Source organism: Bradyrhizobium sp. 613_E4_N2_2 (genome assembly GCF_052075995.1).
Taxonomy (GTDB): Bacteria; Pseudomonadota; Alphaproteobacteria; order Rhizobiales; family Xanthobacteraceae; genus Bradyrhizobium; species Bradyrhizobium barranii.
Genome location: NZ_CP197234.1, coordinates 4,034,741 through 4,053,457, shown reverse-complemented (window position 1 = coordinate 4,053,457; position 18,717 = coordinate 4,034,741). Strand labels below are relative to the sequence as shown.

Below are 18,717 nucleotides of genomic sequence, written 5' to 3'. Positions count from 1 at the left end.
ATGTCTGACATCCTGACCAAGATCGAAGCCTACAAGCGCGAAGAGATCGCAGCCGCCAAGCGCGCGCAGCCGCTCTCGGAAGTCGAGGCCAAAGCCAAGGCACAAGGAGCCCCACGCGGCTTCGTGCGCGCGATCGAGGCCAAGCACGCCAGCGGCGACTACGCGCTGATTGCCGAGGTCAAGAAAGCCTCGCCGTCGAAGGGGCTGATCCGCGCCGATTTCGATCCGCCGCTGCTCGCCAAGGCCTACGAGGCCGGCGGTGCGGCCTGTCTGTCGGTGCTAACCGACACGCCCTCGTTCCAGGGCCATCTCGACTTCATGGTGGCGGCGCGCGCGGCGACGTCGCTCCCGGTGTTGCGCAAGGATTTCATGTTCGACACCTATCAGGTGATTGAGGCGCGCGCGCATGGCGCCGACTGCATCCTGATCATCATGGCCGCGCTCGACGATGCCACCGCCAAGGATCTCGAGGACGCAGCCCTCGCCTACGGCATGGACGTGCTGATCGAAATCCACGACCGCGCCGAGCTCGACCGCGCGCTGAAGCTGCGTTCGCCGATGATCGGCGTCAACAACCGCAATTTGCGCACCTTCGAGACCACGCTCGCAACCAGCGAGACGCTAGCGCCGCTGATCCCAGCGGAACGGCTGATGGTCGGCGAGAGCGGCATCTTCACGCCCGCCGATCTCGCCCGGCTCGAGCGCGTCGGCATGTCGACCTTCCTGGTCGGCGAGAGCCTGATGCGGCAAGCCGACGTGACCGCCGCCACGCGCACGCTGCTCGCGCGTGAGACTGCGCGCGCGACGAGTACGCGCTGACATGGCGCGCAAGCCCGCCAAGGCCAGGCAATCCAAGACGAAAGCCGGCCCTGCCCTCACCCATATCGGCGCCTCCGGCGAGGCGCGGATGGTGGACGTGTCGGACAAGCCCGCGACCGAGCGGCTCGCGGTCGCCGAAGGCCACGTCGTCATGACCAAGGCGACCCTTGATCTCATCGTCTCGGGCAACGCCAAGAAAGGCGACGTGCTCGGCACCGCGCGCATCGCCGGCATCATGGCCGCCAAACGCACCTCGGAGCTGATCCCGCTCTGTCATCCCCTCGCGCTGTCGAAGGTCACCGTCGACATCGAGCCCGACCCGAAACTGCCGGGCTGCCTCGTCCGCGCCAGCGTGAAGGTGACGGGCCCGACCGGCGTCGAGATGGAGGCGCTCACGGCGGTGTCGGTCGCCTGCCTCACCATCTACGACATGATCAAGGCGGTCGAACGCGGCGTGCGCATCGAGGGCATCCATCTGGTCGAGAAGCTCGGCGGCAAGTCGGGCCACTACCGCGCCTGAGCGCCGCGTGATCTATTTCGTCTCGCGCTGCCGCTCGCGATAGGCGCGCGTCTTCATCCGGTTGCCGCACAACGTCGACATGCACCACCGCCGCGTCGATGGTTTCGACCGGTCGAAGAACACCCGGCGGCATTCCTCCGACGCGCACATCTTCAGCCGGTCCAGCGTTCCCACAAGCGTTGCGTCATGGAGCTCGATCGCGATCGCCGACAGGCCTGCGAGAGCATCCTCGCGCGCTGCCGACAGCATCGCGCCACGGCCTGCGCGCGCCTCCACCCGCAACGGAAACGGCGCGAGCGCCTCATTGAGCGTGCCGAGAACGCTCCTGTTCCGGGGCCGCTCGGCGGGCTCACATTGCAGATAGGCGCGCAAGGCGCCGCGCAGTCTTAGCGCGGTCTCAAACATCGCGGGCGTGACACGCCCGCCTTCGGCGCCAAGGCCGCGTTCCCGCATCCAGTCCGCAAGTTCCTTCGGCCCGCCAAGCTCATCGCTCTCCGGGTGCTCCACGCCGAAATGCATGAAGTGGCGAACATCGAGCGTGTTGGCGAAATCGTAGACGTTCGCCAGCGTGTCGGGAACCTGGAATTTGCGAGACTCTTTCGACATCGGGACACCAAAGATTGGAACACCAGTAAAACAGATTTACTGGTTGACAGCAAGCGACACCTGTATCCTAATTATACTAGTGTCGAATCCTTCGGGATCGAGCGCCCATTGCGATCACCAGAACGGAGACCCCGAACCGATGGCCGACGCCCTGCACTATCTCGAACTCACCGCGCTCGCAGCACGCCTCAAGGCGCGCGACATCTCCGCGCTGGACGTGACGCGCGCGCAACTCGACCGTATCGACGCCATGGACCGGGATCTCGGCAGCTACGTTCACGTGATGGCAGAAACGGCCATCGCCGAGGCAAAAGCCGCGGACGCCGAAATCGCCCAGGGCCGGTATCGGGGGCCGCTGCATGGCGTGCCGATTGCGCTCAAGGACCTGTTCTGGACCAGGGGCATTCCGACGGCGGCCGGCACCATGCTTCATCGCGACTTTCGTCCCCACGAAGACGCAACCGTCGTGCGCCGGCTCAAGGACGCAGGCGCCGTGATACTCGGCAAGCTGCAACTCACCGAGGGCGCCTATTCCGATCACCATCCATTGGTGACGCCGCCGAAGAATCCGTGGAATGCGAGTTACTGGCCGGGCATTTCGTCCAGTGGCTCGGCGGTCGCAACCGCTGCCGGGCTTTGCTTCGGCTCGCTCGGCTCCGACACCGGCGGTTCGATCCGCTGGCCCTGCGCCGCCAACGGGCTGACCGGATTGAAGCCGAGCTGGGGTCGCGTCAGCCGACACGGCGCCTTCGAGCTGGCCGCGACGCTCGACCATGTCGGACCGATCGGCCGCAGCGCGGCCGATGCGGGCGCGCTGCTCGGCGTCATTGCCGGACACGACCCCAACGACCCCACCTCGGTGTTCAATCCGGTGCCCGACTATCTGGCCGCGGCCGCACAGGACGTGCGAAGCTTGCGGATCGGCGTCGATGCCGCCTGGAACAGCGACGACGTGGACGTTAAGACACAGCACGTGCTGGCGGACGCCATCGATGCGTTCCGTGCGCTCGGCGCCGGCATCGTCGATGTCAGATTTCCCGACGTCATGCAGGCGATTGCCGACTGGACACCGAATTGTGCGGTGGAGGCTGCGGTCGCGCACGAGGCGACCTATCCTGCCCGCAAGAACGAGTACGGCCCGATGCTCGCCTCGCTGATCGAGGCCGGTCGCGCGCTCTCCGCTCTCGATCATCAGAAGATCCTGCTGCGGCGGCTGGCGCTGCGCGGCCGCGTCACCTCGCTGTTCGAGACCATTGACCTGCTGCTGATCCCGGTACACCCGTTCCCGCCGGTGACGCTCGCCATGATCCAGACGCTCGGCGAGCAGCCGGATCTCATCGCCAAGCTGCAGCGCTACACCTGCCCGTTCGACATGACCGGTCATCCCACGATCACGCTACCAGGTGGTGCATCGGCCGACGGACTGCCGATCGCGTTCCAGCTCGTCGCCGCTCATCTCGACGAGGCCATGCTCGTGCGCGCCGGCGCGGCGTTCCAGCGTGCCACGTCCTGGCATCGTCGCCATCCTTCCCTCAGCTCGCGGAGGCAGCATTGACCGTTCAATCCACGCTCGTTCAGCGAAGCATTTTCCATGGCTGGTTCGTCGTCGCAGCGGCATTCGCCGTCATGTTCGTCGGCTTCGGCTCCGCCTACACGTTCAGCGCATTTCTGGAGCCGCTCCAGCGCGATTTCGGCGCCTCGCGCGGTTCGATCTCGCTCGTGTTTTCGATTGCGGGCTTTCTGTACTTCGCGCTCGGACTCGTCAGCGGCCCCCTCGCCGACCGGCTCGGCTCGCGTCCGCTGGCCATAGCCGGCATGATCCTGATCGCGGTCGGACTTGCGGCGGCGAGCGCAGCGCGTTCCCTTGTCGAGGTCTATCTCGCCTACGGGCTGGGCGTCGGCCTCGGCCTCGGCTGCGCCTATGTTCCCGCGATCGGCGCGGTGCAACGCTGGTTCGTCAAGCGCCGCGGCTTTGCCTCCGGGCTCGCGGTGAGCGGCATCGGGCTCGGTACGCTGGCGATGCCGCCGCTCGCCTCATTGTTGATCGCATCGGTGGGCTGGCGCGGCGCCTATCTGGTGCTGGGCGCGATCGCGCTGGTGCTGGGCGGCGGAGCGTCGCTGCTGATCGAGAACGATCCGAAGCACCGCGGCCTCGGACCCGACGGCGATCCGCCTCGCGAGGCCGCGGGCGCAAGCAATGCCGGCGGCGCTTCGGTGCGCGAGGCCGTCCGGTCGACGCGGTTTATCGCCCTCTACGTATCGTGTCTGGTCTGCTCGTTCGGCGCCTTCGTCCCGTTCGTCCATCTCGTGCCTTACGCGCGCGACCACGGAGTCGCGGCGTCCTCTGCAGTACTGCTGCTCGGCGTGATCGGGGCCGGCAGCACCGCAGGCCGCTTCTTTCTCGGCGCGCTCGCCGACCGGATGGGCCGCGACCGCTCACTCATCATGGTCCTGGTCGGAATGGCGTTCGCGATGGCGATCTGGGCCATCGCCGCCGATGTCTGGACCCTCGCCGCTTTTGCCTTCGTCTACGGCGTGTTCTACGGCGGCTGGGTCGCGGTGCTGCCCGCTGTCGTCATGGACTATTTTGGCGGACGCAACGTCAGCGGAATCATCGGTATTCTCTACACCAGCGTGGCGTTCGGCACGCTGGTTGGCCCGAGTGCGGCCGGCTTCGCCTACGACGTCAACCACAGCTATACCTTGCCGATCCTGATCAGCGCCGCGGCGAACGTCGTCGCGGCGCTGATCGTGGTGACGATACTGGCGCGCGGCGGAGCCCACGCGATCAGCGCAGCGAAGAGCTGATCGACCCGAATTTGGCGTTGAGCTTGGAGCCCATGCCGTTCACGACGGAAATGATGGCCAGCGCGATGCCGGCGGCAATCAGGCCGTATTCGATCGCGGTCGCACCACGCTCGTCGGCGAGGAAGTTCTTCAAGGTGTTTGTCATCGTCGTGTCCTCTCTGTGTCGTCGGCAGGCATGTTCGCAAATCACGTGCCAATGCCGACTTGTGGATCGCCAACATCTTAGATGGTTAAGCCTTGGTTGACCGTGGCACGACCGGCAGGAATTGACCGGCATCGCGAGAGCGTCCGGCAATTCCTGCACGTCTTGCGTCGCGCGCATCGATTGCTTTTGTACGCGGCCGTTCATGTCGCATTAACCGCGCTTCCTAACTTCGCCTCCATATCGTTTCCGTAAACCAACGGATGTTCTCGGGATCAAGAAGCGATCCTGACGTGTGCGCGGCAACGATCGACATGATGACGAAATACGGCAGTCGCCTGTTTGACCAGGTCTTCGTGCGCAGCGGACCGATCCGCTGGCTGGTGGTGGGCGGCACGTTGCTGATCGCGGCCATCGCCATTGGCTCGGTCCTGATGGCGCAGAATTTCCGAGAGCGCGCGCTGCGCAACAGCGGCCGCGAGCTGGAGAACACCGTCCTTCTGCTCGCTCATCATTTCGATCAGCAGTTGCAGGATTTCGCGGTCATCCAGAAGGATTTCGTCGACCACGTCCGCGCAACCGGCATCGCAAGCGCCGAGGACTATCGCAAGCGCCTCTCCGGCCAGGACGTCCACCGGATGCTGCGCTCGAAGATCGAGGCGCTGCCCTACATGGGCGGCGTCAACATCATCGATGCCGAAGGCAATCTCATCAACTCGTCGACGGCGTGGCCGGCCCCCAAAGTGAACGTCGCCGATCGCGCCTATCTTCGCACTTTCAAATACGATCCTTACTCGCCGAACGTGCTGATCGAGCCGGTGCACAGCCGCGTCTCCGGCGCCTGGACCATCCTGATCGTGCGCAAGATCGTGGGACCGAACGGCGAGTTCATGGGCGTGGTCGGACGCGGCATCGAACCGGCCAATTTCGAGAAGTTCTTCGCCTCCGTCGTGCTCGGCGAAGGCGCCACGATCTCGATGCTGCATCGCGACGGCACGCTGCTCGCTCGCTATCCCCATTCCAGCGAGCAGATGGGCAGGAATTTCAAGACCGGCCCGTTCGAGCAGCAGAGGATCTTCGGGGTCGATCACTTCGCCGGCCGCATCATGAGCCCCGTCGACGGAGAAGACCGCCTGATCTCCTCGCGTGCCCTGCCCCACTTCCCGATCCTGATGATGGCCACCACAACGCGCGCGGCGGCGCTGACGGACTGGCGCGAGCAGATCGGCATCCTGATGTCGGTTGCGGGCGCCTCCGCGCTCGCCATCGCGGGCGTGCTGATCGCGATCGTGCGCAAGCTGCTGGAGCAGCACCGCGCCTCCCGCGAGCGGCTGACGCTGGAGAAGCAACGCCTCGACCGCGCCGTCAACAACATGACGCAGGGCCTGCTGCTGTTCGACGCCGAGCAGCGGCTGGTGATCTGCAACCAGCGCTACATCGAGATGTACGGCCTGTTAGCCGAGGTGGTGAAGCCCGGCTCCAGCTTCCACGACATCATCGCCCACCGCAAGGCGACCGGCTCGTTCACTGGCGACATCGGCGACTATGTCGTCCGTGTGCTGCGCGACATCCATGTGCGTAACTCCATGGTGGTCGACACCTCCGACGGGCGCTCGATCCACATCCTCAACGAGCCGCTCGCGGACGGCGGCTGGGTGGCGACCCACGAAGACGTCACCGAGCGCCGACGCATCGAGGAGCGCATCACCCACCTCGCCCATTACGACGCGCTGACCGACCTGCCCAACCGCACCATGTTCCACGAGCATCTACGCGCGGAGCTCGCCGCCATCGCCGGTGGCGAAGAGATCGCGGTGTATTACATCGACATCGACGAGTTCAAGGGCGTCAACGACGCGCTCGGCCATCTCGTCGGCGACGAGCTGTTGAAATCGATCGCGACGAGCCTCAGCCGCTGCGCGGGTCCGCAGGACTTCGTGGCGCGGCTCGGCGGCGACGAATTCGCCATCGTACAGAGCGCGGTGACGTCGTTGGAGCAGGTCAACGAGCTCGTCGCGCGGGTCTTCCAGGCCATCCGCGCGCCGTTCGACTGCATGGGCCATCATCTCACCACGGACGCCAGTATCGGCATCGCGCTGGCGCCACGACACGGCACCGCGCTGGACCAGATCCTGAAGAACGCGGACATGGCGATGTATGCCGCCAAGGCCGCCGGACGCCGCACCTATCGCTTCTTCGAGCCGGAGATGGACGCCAAGGTCCAGGAGCGCCGGCAGCTCGAGATCGATCTGCGCCATGCCATCGCCCAAGGTGGGCTCGAAGGCGGGCTCGAGGTCTACTACCAGCCCTGCCTCGCCCTGAAGGACGACCGGATCACCGGCTGCGAGGCGCTGGTGCGCTGGCGCCATCCCGAACGCGGCATGGTCTCGCCCGCCGAGTTCATCCCGATCGCCGAAGACACCGGCCTGATCAACGAGATCGGCGAATGGGTGCTGGCCACGGCCTGCCGCGATGCCGCCAACTGGCCCGACGACATCCGCCTCGCCGTCAACGTCTCGCCGGTGCAGTTCAAGAGCGGCACGCTGGCGCTGAAGATCATGGCGGCCCTTGCCGCCTCCAATTTGCCGGCGAGCCGGCTCGAGCTCGAGATCACCGAGGCCGTGCTGATCCGCGACGACGACACCGCGCTTGCGATCCTGCACCAGCTCCGCGCCATCGGCGTGCGGATCGCGCTCGACGATTTCGGCACCGGCTACTCCTCGCTGAGCTATCTGCACCGCTTCCCGTTCGACAAGATCAAGATCGACCGCTGCTTCGTCAGCGACATCGCCGGTCCCGACGGCTCCGCCAGCATCGTGCAGGCCGTCGTCAACCTGGCTGCCGCCCGCCGCATGACCACCACGGCCGAGGGCGTCGAGACCGAGGAGCAGCAGCGCCTGCTCCGTGCGCTCGGCTGCTCCGAGATGCAGGGCTATCTGTTCAGTGCCGCAAAACCGGCCGACAAGGTGTTGGAGCTGTTCGCGCTGCATCGCAGCCGCCTCGCCCAGCGCGGCGGCGAGGAAGGCCGGCGCCGCGAGGCCAGCTAGTGCGGTCTTCCCAACAATTGGAAGCGTCACCGCACGAATTCGCCCGGGAGCGGTCATCCGCTCCCGGGCGATATCTGGACGTCGTAAGGCTTTAGTTCGGTACCGCCGCCTTCGGCGCAGGCTTGGCGGCGACCGCATTCGCGGTCACGCCGTGCAGGAAGTCGTAGGCCGCATGCAGGGCCTTGTCGTCCTTCTCTTCCGGCGGGACGTAGGACTGCGATCCGGTCTGCTCGGTGCCGTCGGCGGCCTGCAGATGGCCGCGCATCTGCGACTCCGCCATCGTATCCATCCGGCCCTTCAGCTCGGGTGGCACGTCCTGCAGGATCTCGATGTCGGGCGCGATGCCCTGGGCCTGGATCGAGCGGCCCGACGGCGTGTAATAGCGCGCCGTGGTCAGCGCCAGCGCGCCATTGCCGGCGCCGAGCGGAATAATGGTCTGCACCGAGCCCTTGCCGAACGAGCGCGTGCCGATGATCGTGGCACGCTTGTGGTCATGCAGCGCGCCGGCGACGATCTCCGAGGCCGAAGCCGAGCCGCCATTGACCAGAATCACCAGCGGCTTGCCCTTGGTGAGGTCGCCGCCATGGGCGGTGAAGCGCTGGGTCTCTTCGGGATTGCGGCCGCGGGTCGAGACGACCTCGCCGCGCTGAAGGAAGGCGCTCGACACCGAGACGGCCTGGTCGAGCAAGCCGCCCGGATTGTTGCGCAGGTCCATCACGTAGCCGACCAGCTTCTCCGGCGGAACGTCCTTGGAGATCGACGCGATCGCCTTCTTCAGGCCGTCGGTGGTCTGCTCGTTGAACGAGGTGACGCGGATATAGCCGATGTCGCCGTTCTCGACGTGGAAGCGCACCGGACGCACATGGATGATCTCGCGCTTGATCGCGACGTCGAGCGGAGCGTCGGCGCCCTTGCGCACGATGGTGAGCTTGGTCTGGGTATCGACCGGCCCCTTCATCTTGTTGACGGCCTGCTCGAGCGTCATGCCCTGCACGGCATCGCCGTCGATCTTGCTGATGAGGTCGCCGGACATGATCCCGGCCTTGGACGCCGGCGTGTCGTCGATCGGCGAGACGACCTTGACCAGGCCGTCCTCCATCGTGACCTCGATGCCGAGCCCGCCGAACTCGCCGGAGGTGGTCTCCTGCATCTCGGTCCAGGCCTTGTCGTTCATGTAGCGTGAATGTGGGTCGAGCGAGGTCACCATGCCGGTGATCGCACCCTCAATCAGCTTGGAATTGTCGGGCTTCTCGACATAGCTCGCCTTCACCCGCTCGAACACTTCGCCGAACAGATTGAGCCGGGAATAGGCATCATCCGCGCTCGCTGCCGCCCGTGCCGCCCATACTCCACCGTGCGGGCTGGCGACCAGAAGGGTTAGACACGCTCCCGTGAGTGCGCCCAGGGGGAACAGCAGGTTTTTCCGCATGGATAGACTGGCCTTCTTGCTTGGAGCTTTGCTTTGGGCTTGTGAGGCGCCATGCAAATGGCGATCCAGCCCGCTGTTCACAATACCATTCTGGTTTCTTCAAGGCCGGGACGCCACGCTGGCGGGTACATCGTAAAAATCCCTTCGCCCGGGCCTAAACTTTTGGCAACGTTCCGAAACCGTTTCGCGCAACGCGGGAATCGGCCGGCCGGCCCACGCCTCTCAGCTATGCGATTTTAGGATGGTTTTGGAGGGCCGGACACGATAGGCGATGACAATAACGCTTCAAATTCTCGGGAGGACAACAATGAATGACGCGCCCCGCATCCGGCCGGAAAGGAGCGTCGAACTCGGCGCCAGCGCCGAGCCATTCCAAAACCTGCACGAATTCATCCGCAAGGCGCGCGCCAACCTCAACCAGAACGCCTGGGACTATATCGTCGGCGCCGCCGAGACCGAGACCACGATGCGCCGCAACCGCATGGCGCTGGACGAGATCGCCTTCCGGCCGCGCGTGCTGCGCGACGTCCGCGAGGTCGACGGCTCGGTCGAGCTGTTCGGGCGCCGGATGCGGCTGCCGGTGGTGCTGGCCCCTGTCGGCGCACTGGAGATCTTCGATCCGGATGGCGCGGCGAGCGTCGCCCGCGCCTGCGGCACCTTCGGCGCGGCGCACATGCTGAGCTCGGTGTCCGAGCCCGGCCTGGAGAAGACCGCCGAGGCCGCCCCTGATGCGCTGCGGCTCTATCAACTCTATGTGCGCGGCGACGACGATTTCGTCGCCGATGTCGTCAGCCGGAGCGAGAAGAACGCCTACGCCGCCTTCTGCCTGACCGTTGATACCGCCCATTACAGCCGTCGCGAACGTGACATTGCCAAGCGCTATGTTCGCGAGAGCCGCCTGCGCGCCACCGGCGGCGATTACCAGAAGGGCCTGGAGTGGCGGACCGTGAAGATGATCAAGGACAAGTTCAAGATCCCGCTCATCCTGAAGGGCATCGCCACCGCCGAGGACGCCCGGATCGCGGTCGATCACGGCGTGGAGTGGATCTACGTCTCCAACCATGGCGGCCGCCAGCTCGATCACGGCCGCGGTGCCATGCATGTGCTGCCCGAGATCGCCGAGGCCGTGAAGGGACGCGCCAAGATCATGGTCGACGGCGGCTTCTGCCGCGGCACCGACATCGTCAAGGCGATCGCGGCGGGCGCGGACATGGTCGGCATCGGCCGGCTGCAATGCTGGGCATTGGCCGCGGCCGGCGAGGCCGGCGTGAGGCGAATGCTGGAGCTGCTCGAGGACGAGGTGCTGCGCTGCCTCGGCCTCTTGGGCGCCACCTCGTTCGCCGAGGTCGACAAGTCCTGCCTGCACCAGGCGACCGCAACGAATGCGCCGAGCGTGTTCAGCGCGTTCCCGCTGTTCGACCACGACCCCTATCGATATTGAGTGAAAGGATGCAATGAGCTCGCTCTCTCCCGGCAGCGCGGACGCGCTCCTGTTCGATCTCGGGCGCGTCGTGCTCGACATCGATTTCTCCAAGGCGATCGCCTGCTGGGCGGGACATGCCGGCTGCAAGCCGGAAGCCATCGTCGCGCGCTACGTGCGGGACAGCGAAGCCTACCGGCTGCACGAGGTCGGCAAGATCAGCGACGAGGCCTATTTCGACTCGCTGCGCGTCTCGCTCGGGATCGGCATCTCGGACGCGCAGTTCCTGGAGGGCTGGAACGCGATCTTCGCCGGCGAGATGCCCGACATCGCCGAGCTGCTGCCGCGTGCGGCACAGCAGTTGCCGCTCTACGCCTTCTCCAACACCAATCGGCCGCATGTCGACCACTTCTCGAAGGAATATGCCGGCCTGCTCGGCCATTTCCGCGAGCTGTATCTGTCGTCCAGCATCGGCCTGCGCAAACCGGATGTGGAGGCCTTCGACCATGTCGTGGCCGCGATCGGCGTGCCGGTGAACCGCATCGTGTTCTTCGACGATCTTGCCGAGAACATCGAAGGAGCGCGGTCGCGCGGCCTGACCACGGTCCACGTGACCTCGCCCCGCGACGTCGGGAACGCCCTCAAGGCGCTCGGAATCTGATCTCTGGCCGGCAAGCCGACGGGCCGCGAATGGAACTATTTTGCCCGGGGGCGAGGAACCAAGTCCCTTTGTGCATTTTTATACAGAGTTCCCGGAACGATTGCCCCTCTCAGGACTCATGAGTCCGTTGGGAATTCTACATCGGGCTTATCGTCGTGTTGGGCAAAACCTACCTCACCAAGCAGGCCTCTCTGCTGATGAAATTCGCCAGAACCACCTCGGATTCTGACCTTTCCGCAAAACTGATCAGCAAGGCCGCCGACCTGAAATCCCAGGCCGACCCGCTGCCTGACAAGGATCAGGGCCCCGCAGCGCCGGACGTCAGTCCGTACAAGCAGCCGGGGGGCTGACCGATGCTGGCCGTGGCTCTCGTCCTTCTCGTCCTCGCCATGGCCATCCTCGTACCGGTCTGTCTCGCCTTCTGGATCATGCCGCGGCGGACTTGATGCTCACCCTTCATCGCAGAGCGGATGACGCAGGATAAATCATCCTGCGCGGCCACTGTTTTGCCTCTGCGCCTGCACTCGGCTAGAACTCTCGCCGCCGATTTGCCCGAACGGGCCCAGCAGGAGTTTTCACCCGTGGCCCTGATGCCGGTTTCCGACGCGCTCGCTGCGGTGCTGGCGGGCGCAGAGCCGCTGCCTGAAGAGATGATCGCGCTCGACGCGGCCTTCCACCGCGTGCTGGCGCGCGACGTCGCGGCGCGGCGCACGCAGCCGCCGCAGGCGATGTCGGCAATGGACGGCTATGCGGTGCGCGCGGTCGATGCGGCGCAGATCGACTCCCAGCTCACCCTGATCGGCGAGGTCGCGGCGGGCCGACCGTTTGCGGGATCGGTCGGCGCCGGCGAGGCCGTGCGTATCTTCACCGGCGGTGTCGTTCCCGATGGCGCTGATGCGGTCGTGATCCAGGAGGACACGATCGCGGACGGCAAGCGCATCACCATCAAGGAAGCCGCCGTAACGGGGCGGCACATCCGCCCCGCCGGCGTCGACTTCTCGGAAGGCGACGTGCTGCTGCGCAAAGGGGCCCGGCTCACCGAGCGCGACCTCGCGCTCGCCGCCGGCATGAATTACCCGCAACTGCCGGTCCGGCGACGCCCGAAGGTCGCGATCCTCGCCACCGGCGACGAGCTGGTGATTCCGGGTACGACGCCGGGTCACGGCCAGATCGTCTATTCCAACGGTTATGCCCTGCACGCGCTCGCCCGCAGCGAGGGCGCCGATACCATCGACCTCGGGGTTGCCGCCGACACGCTGGAGGCCACCACGGCCGGCATCGGCCGCGCGCGGGAGAGCGGCGCGGACATCCTGATCACGACCGGCGGCGCGTCGGTCGGGGACCACGATCTGGTCCAGCAGGCGCTGAGGGACGAAGGTATCTCGATGGCGTTCTGGAAGATCGCGATGCGGCCGGGCAAGCCGATGATGAACGGGCGGCTCGGCGCGATGCGTGTGATCGGCCTGCCCGGCAATCCCGTGTCATCTTACGTTTGCGGCTTCCTGTTCATGGTGCCGTTGATTCGCGCGCTTTCGGGCCGTTCGATGATTCATCACCGCCGCGAACGCGCGGTGCTCGGCCGCGATGTCGGCGCCAATGACCAGCGCGAGGATTACCTGCGCGCACGCCTCGAGCTGCGCGACGACGGCACGCTCGTCGCCCTTCCGGTCAATCACCAGGATTCCTCGCTGCTTGCGAATCTTGCTGCGGCACAGGCACTTCTCGTGCGCGCGCCATTCGCGCCGAAGGCCGAAGCCGGCACGCCTTGCGAGGTCTTGCGGCTGCCCGTGTGATCGCTTCGTTCGCGTGCGTTCCGCGAACTTTGTCGCGTTCACGGTAAATTAAGCAGTTGCGGAACATGTATCGAACATATAGTGTCCGTTCATGATTTGTTTCGAGAATGTAGCGGCTTACTGCTGAATTCAGCGTCTCGGAATCGAACGACATCAACCGGGGGATTTTGGTCGAGATGTTAACGCGCAAACAATACGAGCTCCTGCGGTTCATCAGCGAACGGCTGAAGGAAAGCGGCGTGCCGCCCTCCTTCGATGAGATGAAGGACGCGCTCGACCTGCGCTCGAAATCAGGCATCCATCGCCTGATCACCGCGCTCGAGGAGCGCGGCTTCATCCGGCGCCTGCCCAACCGGGCCCGCGCCATCGAGGTGATCAAGCTGCCCGAGCTTCAGGCCGCCGCCGGCAGCCGCCGCGGCTTCACACCGAGCGTCATCGAAGGCAATCTCGGCAAGGTCCGCACGACTTCGAGCCCGCCGGCGGACGAGGGCGAGCGCCCCGTCGCGGTCCCCGTGATGGGCCGCATCGCGGCCGGCACGCCGATCGAGGCCTTGCAGACCCGCAGCCACACCATCAGCGTACCGCCTGACATGCTCGGCTCGGGCGAACATTACGCGCTCGAAGTGCGCGGCGATTCCATGGTCGAGGCCGGCATTCTCGACGGCGACATGGCGCTGATCCAGCGCAACGAGAGCGCCGATACCGGCGATATCGTGGTGGCGCTGATCGACGACGAGGAGGCGACGCTCAAGCGCTTCCGCCGCCGCGGCGCCTCGATCGCGCTCGAGCCCGCCAACGCCGCCTATGAGGTCCGCATCCTCCCGCCCAACCGGGTGAAGATCCAGGGCAAGCTGATCGGGCTGTACCGGAAGTATTGATACCGGACGTGCCGGTATCGGTTATTGGGCGCCCCGCGCTCTTTCGATCGGCATCGCTGATCCGAGATTGGAGCGGACGATTGTCCGCTTCCGCTGGATAGTCTTTCTGGTTTCGCGCAGATTATCCGGCCCCTCCTCCGACGGTAAATCCTCGGCACGCCGCACGAAGCAGCCCTGCTTCGCGGCCTTCAGGTTCGAGGAGAATGCATGCGCCGGATCGTTCCGAGCAAAATTGCTGTGGCGCTGATCGCAGCATCAGCGTCGCAAGCCTTGGCCGTGCAAGCCTTGGCCGTGCAAGCCTTGGCCGCGCAATCGCGGCCCCGTGTCCGCAAGGACACCGCCGTAAGCGAGCAAGTCCGCAAGGCCGTCGACCAACCGTCGCGGCCGGGCTGGCAATATTCCGGCTGGTCGGCGCCTGCGGGGCGCTGACACGCGCCTGCAGAATGCAAAGGGGCGGGCTTTGTTCCTGGTGGATTCGGGAAAGTTAATGTGATTGCGGCCTGCGGCGGCGAGCCGTAGATTTGCCTACAACCCGGCAGAACGTTTGGTATTTCCACTCTGATAGAGGCCTGCGCCTCGATTAAGAGACGTGGGTCGCTATCCCTGCATGAGGAGCACCCGATGTGTGACTACAGCCTGCATGCCGTCGCGTCGCGTCCCGCCGAAGTCGGCGAGACGATCGTCACGACAACCTTCCGCGGCACCTCGACGCGCGGCTTTGCCTCCGCGGCCGATCCGACCGTCGCGGTCTGCCTGCTCCCGGGGACGGAGCTCGCCTTCGCCGACAACGTCCGCTACGACAATCGCTGGATCTGGACGCGCACCGTCAATTCGCGCGTCGGCAAGTTCGGCAAGATCGATCCGCACATTCCCGATCGCCATCATGATGCGATCGAATTCCCCGACGGCAAATCCGTGCTGGTGACGCAGCTGGTCGAAGGCCAGCGTGCGACCGTGCTGCAGCTACCGGTGACCCAGCCGCTCGGCGAGCGCGAGCACAAGCCGCAGACCATCACCGACAGCCGGACAACCATCACCCGCCTGCCGATCGGCTGATGCAGCCATTCCCGGCCGGCAGGTCGGGCCAGGATTGAAATCGCCATCGCCGGCCGAGGCCGGCGAGATGGTGTCGTTTGTGTCCCGCGAAACTCCATCGGGCGGACCAAGCCGTGGCGTCTCCACCGCACGAAGTTTGCGCTGTCCTGCCTGAATTTTGAACGTCCGTTCCGCAGCCAAATGGCCGATGCTTGGTGCGGCTTGAGACGGCGGGCACGTTCGATGAAGACCTTCATTCGCGTCGTTGAACTCTGGGTGCCTGACCGCACGCGCATGCGGCTGGAATTCGGCGGCGGCCTCTACGGCGAAGGGTTGTCCGCGTTTAGGGACGTGAGCGAGGGTCTGCATTTCGGATATGACGAGGGGCTTCCCGGCAAGGCCTGGACCAGCGGCCACCCCGTGATCCTCACCAGATTCACCGATTCCTATTTCAGGCGGACCGATCAGGCCATCGCCGCCGGGCTGACCTGCGGCGTTGCGGTGCCGGTGTTTTCAGGCGAATTCCTGCAAGCCGTCATGGTGCTGTTCTGCGGCGACGATGAGGCCCATGTCGGCGCGATCGAGCTCTGGCACAACGATGCCGAAACCTCCCACGAGATGGCGCTCGTCGACGGCTATTACGGCACCGCCGACATGTTCGAATTCAACTCCCGCCATACCAGATTTCCGCGCGGCTTCGGCCTGCCCGGCCGCATCTGGAAAGCCGGCCTGCCGCTGATCATCAAGGATCTGCACGATGCCAGGAGTTTTCTGCGCTGGGAGGACGCCGCCAAGGTCGGAATCAATCTCGGCGTCGGCGTTCCCTACCGGACCGGCACCGATCAGACCTGGGTGCTGACATTCCTCTCCGCGCAGGCGACGCCAATCGCGCGACGCTTCGAGATCTGGGTCCCGGACGAGGCCCGTTCGGCGCTGGTCTTCCGCGCCGGCGATTGCAGCGGGCAGACCGACCTCGCCGCGCTTTATGCGGCGAAATCCATCGCCAAAGGCGAAGGCAGCATCGGCGGGGCCTGGGCCACCGGCATGCCCGCGCTCAACGACGATCTCGCGCGTGACGGCTCGGTCGCGGCCTTGCAGGCCTGCGCCTCTGGACTGAGCCAGATGGTCGTCCTGCCGGTGATCGGCAACGCCAGGCTCGACGCCGTGCTGGCCTGGTATCTGTAACCCGTCCGCTCAATCCTCGGCCTGCAGGTCGGCTTCCGATGGCGTCGCGTCGCGGTTGCGGGGAGCCGCCGCCTGCGGCGCAAGGCTCGCGCCGAAATCCGCCTCGCCGGCGGCCGCCGGCGACCACGGACGGTCTGCCCCCCTTGCCTTCGCCGCCTGAACCGCGAAGCCGTCGCCGCTTCGCGTCAGCGCCAGCGCGCCCTGCCTTGCGAGACGCTGACGGTCGACAACCATCGCTGCGCAATCCGGCGGCGCCGGCCGCGCCGTCACCACCAGCGCGGCCCGGCTGCAATCGTCAGCCAGTGAATCGATGCGCAAGGCCAGCGCGACCAGGCGCCCGTCGGCGAGCGGCGTCACGCAGCCGGCCTCGTCGCACGACACCCCGGCGGCCAGTGAGGCACTGCCGGCATCGCGCGGATCGGCGTCGGCGGCGAGCCATTCCTTCAGAAGAAAACTGTCCTTGCTCGACCTGATGAGATGCAGGTGCCCATCCCTGCCCCGCACAGCGACGCTCTGGCCGTCACCGGCGATCAGGACATCGGGCTGCCGCGCGCACAGTCCCCAGAGGATCGCGGCCAACAGCACCACCGCGCCGGCCCAGCGCAACGGCGTGCGCAACAAGCCCATCACGATGATTCCCAAGCTTGCAACGATCAGCGGTGCGATGCCGAAAGCCGAGATGCGGCCGACCGCGCCCGGCAAAGCGGCCACCCAGCGCGACACCGCAACCATCCAGTCGATGCCGATCCCCATCAGCCACCAGAACGGACCATCAAGTCCGAACGGCGCTGCAATCAAACCCAACAGGCCCGCGGGCATCACCAGGACCGAGACCACCGGCATCGCCCCGAGGTTGGCGAGCACGCCGAACGGGGTGACGCGGTGAAAATGGAAGGCGGCATAGGGCGTGGTCGCGAGCCCCGCGATCAGCGAGGCCAGGAACAGCATCGCGATCTCGCGTCCGCCCCACATTGCAATCCGCGCGGTCGCGGAATGATCGGGCGACGCAAACAGGTTTGGCATGCCGATCTGCACCAGTGCCACCAGTCCGAGCGTCGCGGCGAAGGACATTTGAAAACTCGGATGCACAAGTGCCTCCGGTGCGACCGCGAGCACGATCAGCGCGGCCACCGCCAGCGTGCGGAAGGTGATGGCACGGCGATCGACCATGACCGCGATCAACACCACCGCGGTCATGAAGAACGATCTTTGCGTCGCGACCTCCGCACCCGACAGCAGCAGATAGAACGCGGCTGCGACCAGCGCGGCGGCCGCCGACCATTTCTTGATGGCAAAGCCGGCCGCCATTCCAGGGATCAACGCCAGCAGCGCGCGCACCGCGAAGAAGACCACGCCGGCGACGACCGCCATGTGATAGCCGGAAATCGAGAGCACATGTCCGAGCCCCGAGATGAACATGGCGTCGTTGACGGGCGTGGTAATCGCATCGCGCCGGCCCGTGAGCAGCGCGGTCGCGATCGCCCGATTGTCGCCCTCGAGCGTGGCGCGGATGCGCGCGTCGATCGCATCGCGCAGACCCTGCATGAAGGCGGCATAACGCAGCCGCAAGCCGCCGGCATCCGGCGGCGCCGATGCCGCAATCGTGCCCATCACGAAGCCGGAGGCGCCGATGCCCTGGAAGAACATGTCGCGCGAAAAGTCATAGCTGCCGGGGCGCACCGGCGACAACGGCGGCAACAGCCGCGCCTTCAACTGCACGAAGCTGCCGACCTCGGGCGCAGTCCCCTTGCGCACGGAGAGGCGCACGCGCTCGAGCTTGACGTCGCTGCGCTGCGCCTCCATCGCGGTGACGCGCAGCACGAAGCGGTCGGTGCGCTCGCGGATGTCGCGGGTCTCGACGAAGCCCGACAGCGAGACGGAATAGAGCGGCTTTGCCAGCACCGTGTGCGCGATCCGCGCCGTCTTCCAGGTCGCCGTGGCAAAACCGGCCGCGACCGCCGCGATCATGATCGCCGGCGCAAACAACCGGCTCCGCCGCAACAGCACGGCGCCAAGCGTGAGCGCGATGGCCGTTGCGGCAACGACCCACAGCACCGGTTCATGATCGGCGGCAAAGTAGAGCGCGATGCCGCCGCCGAACGCGACCGGCACCCACGGCAACAATCGCCCGGCCTCGGCGCGCGCCCATTCGCGCAGGGTCTCGGCCAGCGACGTCCAGAGGTCGAACCCTGCCGGCGCGAGGCCGCCCGCGGAGGCAGCTCGGCCGACGGGCCAAGTCCCCGCGATCCAAGTCCCCGCAATCCCCTGGGACCGAACTGGCCGGCCCGGCTCCGCCATTCCCTGCACCTTACGATACGCGACAGGCCAGGAGGCTACCGGAACGTGCGGCTGCGCGAATAGCGGTACGGATCAG

At 66.0% G+C, this 18,717-nt stretch carries 17 protein-coding genes; 13 read left to right on the top strand and 4 right to left on the bottom strand.

The annotated features are described in order from the left end of the window. Both trpC and moaC read left to right on the top strand, forming a co-directional pair. Nucleotides 1-819: an indole-3-glycerol phosphate synthase TrpC gene (gene trpC / locus AB7290_RS19325; RefSeq protein ID WP_085404594.1), complete on the top strand. Its 819-nt coding sequence runs from the start codon at nucleotides 1-3 to the stop codon at nucleotides 817-819. A gap of 1 nt (nucleotide 820) precedes the next feature. Further along, a complete protein-coding gene (gene moaC / locus AB7290_RS19320; RefSeq protein ID WP_085404593.1) occupies nucleotides 821-1,339 on the top strand; it encodes a cyclic pyranopterin monophosphate synthase MoaC in 519 nt (172 codons plus the stop codon). Nucleotides 1,340-1,351: 12 nt separating this feature from the next. Here moaC and AB7290_RS19315 read toward each other — a convergent pair whose 3' ends face one another. Continuing rightward, nucleotides 1,352-1,945, bottom strand: coding sequence for a CGNR zinc finger domain-containing protein (locus tag AB7290_RS19315; RefSeq protein WP_085404592.1), 594 nt, complete (start codon nucleotides 1,943-1,945; stop codon nucleotides 1,352-1,354). Between the two features lie 139 nt (nucleotides 1,946-2,084). On the opposite strand from AB7290_RS19315, the gene AB7290_RS19310 reads away from it, so the two are divergent. Both AB7290_RS19310 and AB7290_RS19305 read left to right on the top strand, forming a co-directional pair. Continuing rightward, nucleotides 2,085-3,500 carry an amidase gene (locus AB7290_RS19310; protein WP_085404591.1) on the top strand — a complete coding sequence of 472 codons (1,416 nt, stop codon included), beginning with the start codon at nucleotides 2,085-2,087 and terminating at the stop codon, nucleotides 3,498-3,500. After that, nucleotides 3,497-4,753: an MFS transporter gene (locus tag AB7290_RS19305; protein ID WP_085404590.1), complete on the top strand. Its 1,257-nt coding sequence runs from the start codon at nucleotides 3,497-3,499 to the stop codon at nucleotides 4,751-4,753. The genes AB7290_RS19310 and AB7290_RS19305 overlap by 4 nt, the downstream gene beginning before the upstream one ends. Here the strand turns inward: AB7290_RS19305 and AB7290_RS19300 are convergent. Further along, complete coding sequence (locus AB7290_RS19300) at nucleotides 4,734-4,898, bottom strand: Flp family type IVb pilin (protein ID WP_028149628.1); 165 nt, start codon at nucleotides 4,896-4,898, stop codon at nucleotides 4,734-4,736. The two genes, AB7290_RS19305 and AB7290_RS19300, sit on opposite strands and share 20 nt — an antisense overlap. A gap of 311 nt (nucleotides 4,899-5,209) precedes the next feature. On the opposite strand from AB7290_RS19300, the gene AB7290_RS19295 reads away from it, so the two are divergent. Next, a complete protein-coding gene (locus AB7290_RS19295) occupies nucleotides 5,210-7,942 on the top strand; it encodes a bifunctional diguanylate cyclase/phosphodiesterase (protein ID WP_085404743.1) in 2,733 nt (910 codons plus the stop codon). A 91-nt stretch (nucleotides 7,943-8,033) separates the two neighbouring features. On the opposite strand, the gene AB7290_RS19290 is transcribed toward AB7290_RS19295, so the two are convergent. Next, on the bottom strand, nucleotides 8,034-9,371 hold the full coding sequence (locus AB7290_RS19290) for a S41 family peptidase (protein WP_085404589.1): 1,338 nt from the start codon (nucleotides 9,369-9,371) through the stop codon (nucleotides 8,034-8,036). 307 nt (nucleotides 9,372-9,678) lie between these two features. Here AB7290_RS19290 and AB7290_RS19285 point away from each other — a divergent pair, with 307 nt between their 5' ends. The 8 genes from AB7290_RS19285 to AB7290_RS19250 all read left to right on the top strand — a co-directional run bounded on the left by AB7290_RS19285 (nucleotide 9,679) and on the right by AB7290_RS19250 (nucleotide 16,343). Next, nucleotides 9,679-10,812, top strand: a complete 1,134-nt coding sequence (locus AB7290_RS19285; protein WP_085404588.1) for an alpha-hydroxy acid oxidase — start codon at nucleotides 9,679-9,681, stop codon at nucleotides 10,810-10,812. A 13-nt stretch (nucleotides 10,813-10,825) separates the two neighbouring features. Then, nucleotides 10,826-11,452, top strand: a complete 627-nt coding sequence (locus tag AB7290_RS19280; RefSeq protein WP_085404587.1) for an HAD family hydrolase — start codon at nucleotides 10,826-10,828, stop codon at nucleotides 11,450-11,452. A 155-nt stretch (nucleotides 11,453-11,607) separates the two neighbouring features. Next, nucleotides 11,608-11,802, top strand: coding sequence for a hypothetical protein (locus AB7290_RS19275; RefSeq protein ID WP_063983049.1), 195 nt, complete (start codon nucleotides 11,608-11,610; stop codon nucleotides 11,800-11,802). 231 nt (nucleotides 11,803-12,033) lie between these two features. Then, nucleotides 12,034-13,245 carry a molybdopterin molybdotransferase MoeA gene (locus tag AB7290_RS19270; RefSeq protein ID WP_085404586.1) on the top strand — a complete coding sequence of 404 codons (1,212 nt, stop codon included), beginning with the start codon at nucleotides 12,034-12,036 and terminating at the stop codon, nucleotides 13,243-13,245. A 176-nt stretch (nucleotides 13,246-13,421) separates the two neighbouring features. Beyond that, on the top strand, nucleotides 13,422-14,123 hold the full coding sequence (lexA, locus tag AB7290_RS19265; protein WP_014494969.1) for a transcriptional repressor LexA: 702 nt from the start codon (nucleotides 13,422-13,424) through the stop codon (nucleotides 14,121-14,123). A gap of 207 nt (nucleotides 14,124-14,330) precedes the next feature. Beyond that, nucleotides 14,331-14,552, top strand: a complete 222-nt coding sequence (locus AB7290_RS19260; RefSeq protein WP_085404585.1) for a hypothetical protein — start codon at nucleotides 14,331-14,333, stop codon at nucleotides 14,550-14,552. A 192-nt stretch (nucleotides 14,553-14,744) separates the two neighbouring features. Continuing rightward, complete coding sequence (locus AB7290_RS19255) at nucleotides 14,745-15,179, top strand: hypothetical protein (protein ID WP_063983046.1); 435 nt, start codon at nucleotides 14,745-14,747, stop codon at nucleotides 15,177-15,179. A gap of 222 nt (nucleotides 15,180-15,401) precedes the next feature. Continuing rightward, nucleotides 15,402-16,343, top strand: coding sequence for a GAF domain-containing protein (locus tag AB7290_RS19250; RefSeq protein ID WP_085404584.1), 942 nt, complete (start codon nucleotides 15,402-15,404; stop codon nucleotides 16,341-16,343). 9 nt (nucleotides 16,344-16,352) lie between these two features. Here the strand turns inward: AB7290_RS19250 and AB7290_RS19245 are convergent, their stop codons facing one another. Further along, on the bottom strand, nucleotides 16,353-18,641 hold the full coding sequence (locus AB7290_RS19245) for a ComEC/Rec2 family competence protein (RefSeq protein WP_085404583.1): 2,289 nt from the start codon (nucleotides 18,639-18,641) through the stop codon (nucleotides 16,353-16,355). Nucleotides 18,642-18,717 lie beyond the last annotated feature (76 nt).

Coding starts and splice junctions, on each gene's coding strand:
- AB7290_RS19255 (WP_063983046.1), top strand. CDS start 14,745: ATGTGTGACTACAGCCTGCATGCCGTCGCGTCGCGTCCCGCCGAAGTC.
- AB7290_RS19315 (WP_085404592.1), bottom strand. CDS start 1,945: ATGTCGAAAGAGTCTCGCAAATTCCAGGTTCCCGACACGCTGGCGAAC.
- AB7290_RS19250 (WP_085404584.1), top strand. CDS start 15,402: ATGAAGACCTTCATTCGCGTCGTTGAACTCTGGGTGCCTGACCGCACG.
- AB7290_RS19260 (WP_085404585.1), top strand. CDS start 14,331: ATGCGCCGGATCGTTCCGAGCAAAATTGCTGTGGCGCTGATCGCAGCA.
- AB7290_RS19280 (WP_085404587.1), top strand. CDS start 10,826: ATGAGCTCGCTCTCTCCCGGCAGCGCGGACGCGCTCCTGTTCGATCTC.
- moaC (WP_085404593.1), top strand. CDS start 821: ATGGCGCGCAAGCCCGCCAAGGCCAGGCAATCCAAGACGAAAGCCGGC.
- AB7290_RS19245 (WP_085404583.1), bottom strand. CDS start 18,641: ATGGCGGAGCCGGGCCGGCCAGTTCGGTCCCAGGGGATTGCGGGGACT.
- AB7290_RS19285 (WP_085404588.1), top strand. CDS start 9,679: ATGAATGACGCGCCCCGCATCCGGCCGGAAAGGAGCGTCGAACTCGGC.
- AB7290_RS19300 (WP_028149628.1), bottom strand. CDS start 4,898: ATGACAAACACCTTGAAGAACTTCCTCGCCGACGAGCGTGGTGCGACC.
- AB7290_RS19290 (WP_085404589.1), bottom strand. CDS start 9,371: ATGCGGAAAAACCTGCTGTTCCCCCTGGGCGCACTCACGGGAGCGTGT.
- lexA (WP_014494969.1), top strand. CDS start 13,422: ATGTTAACGCGCAAACAATACGAGCTCCTGCGGTTCATCAGCGAACGG.
- AB7290_RS19310 (WP_085404591.1), top strand. CDS start 2,085: ATGGCCGACGCCCTGCACTATCTCGAACTCACCGCGCTCGCAGCACGC.
- trpC (WP_085404594.1), top strand. CDS start 1: ATGTCTGACATCCTGACCAAGATCGAAGCCTACAAGCGCGAAGAGATC.
- AB7290_RS19295 (WP_085404743.1), top strand. CDS start 5,210: ATGATGACGAAATACGGCAGTCGCCTGTTTGACCAGGTCTTCGTGCGC.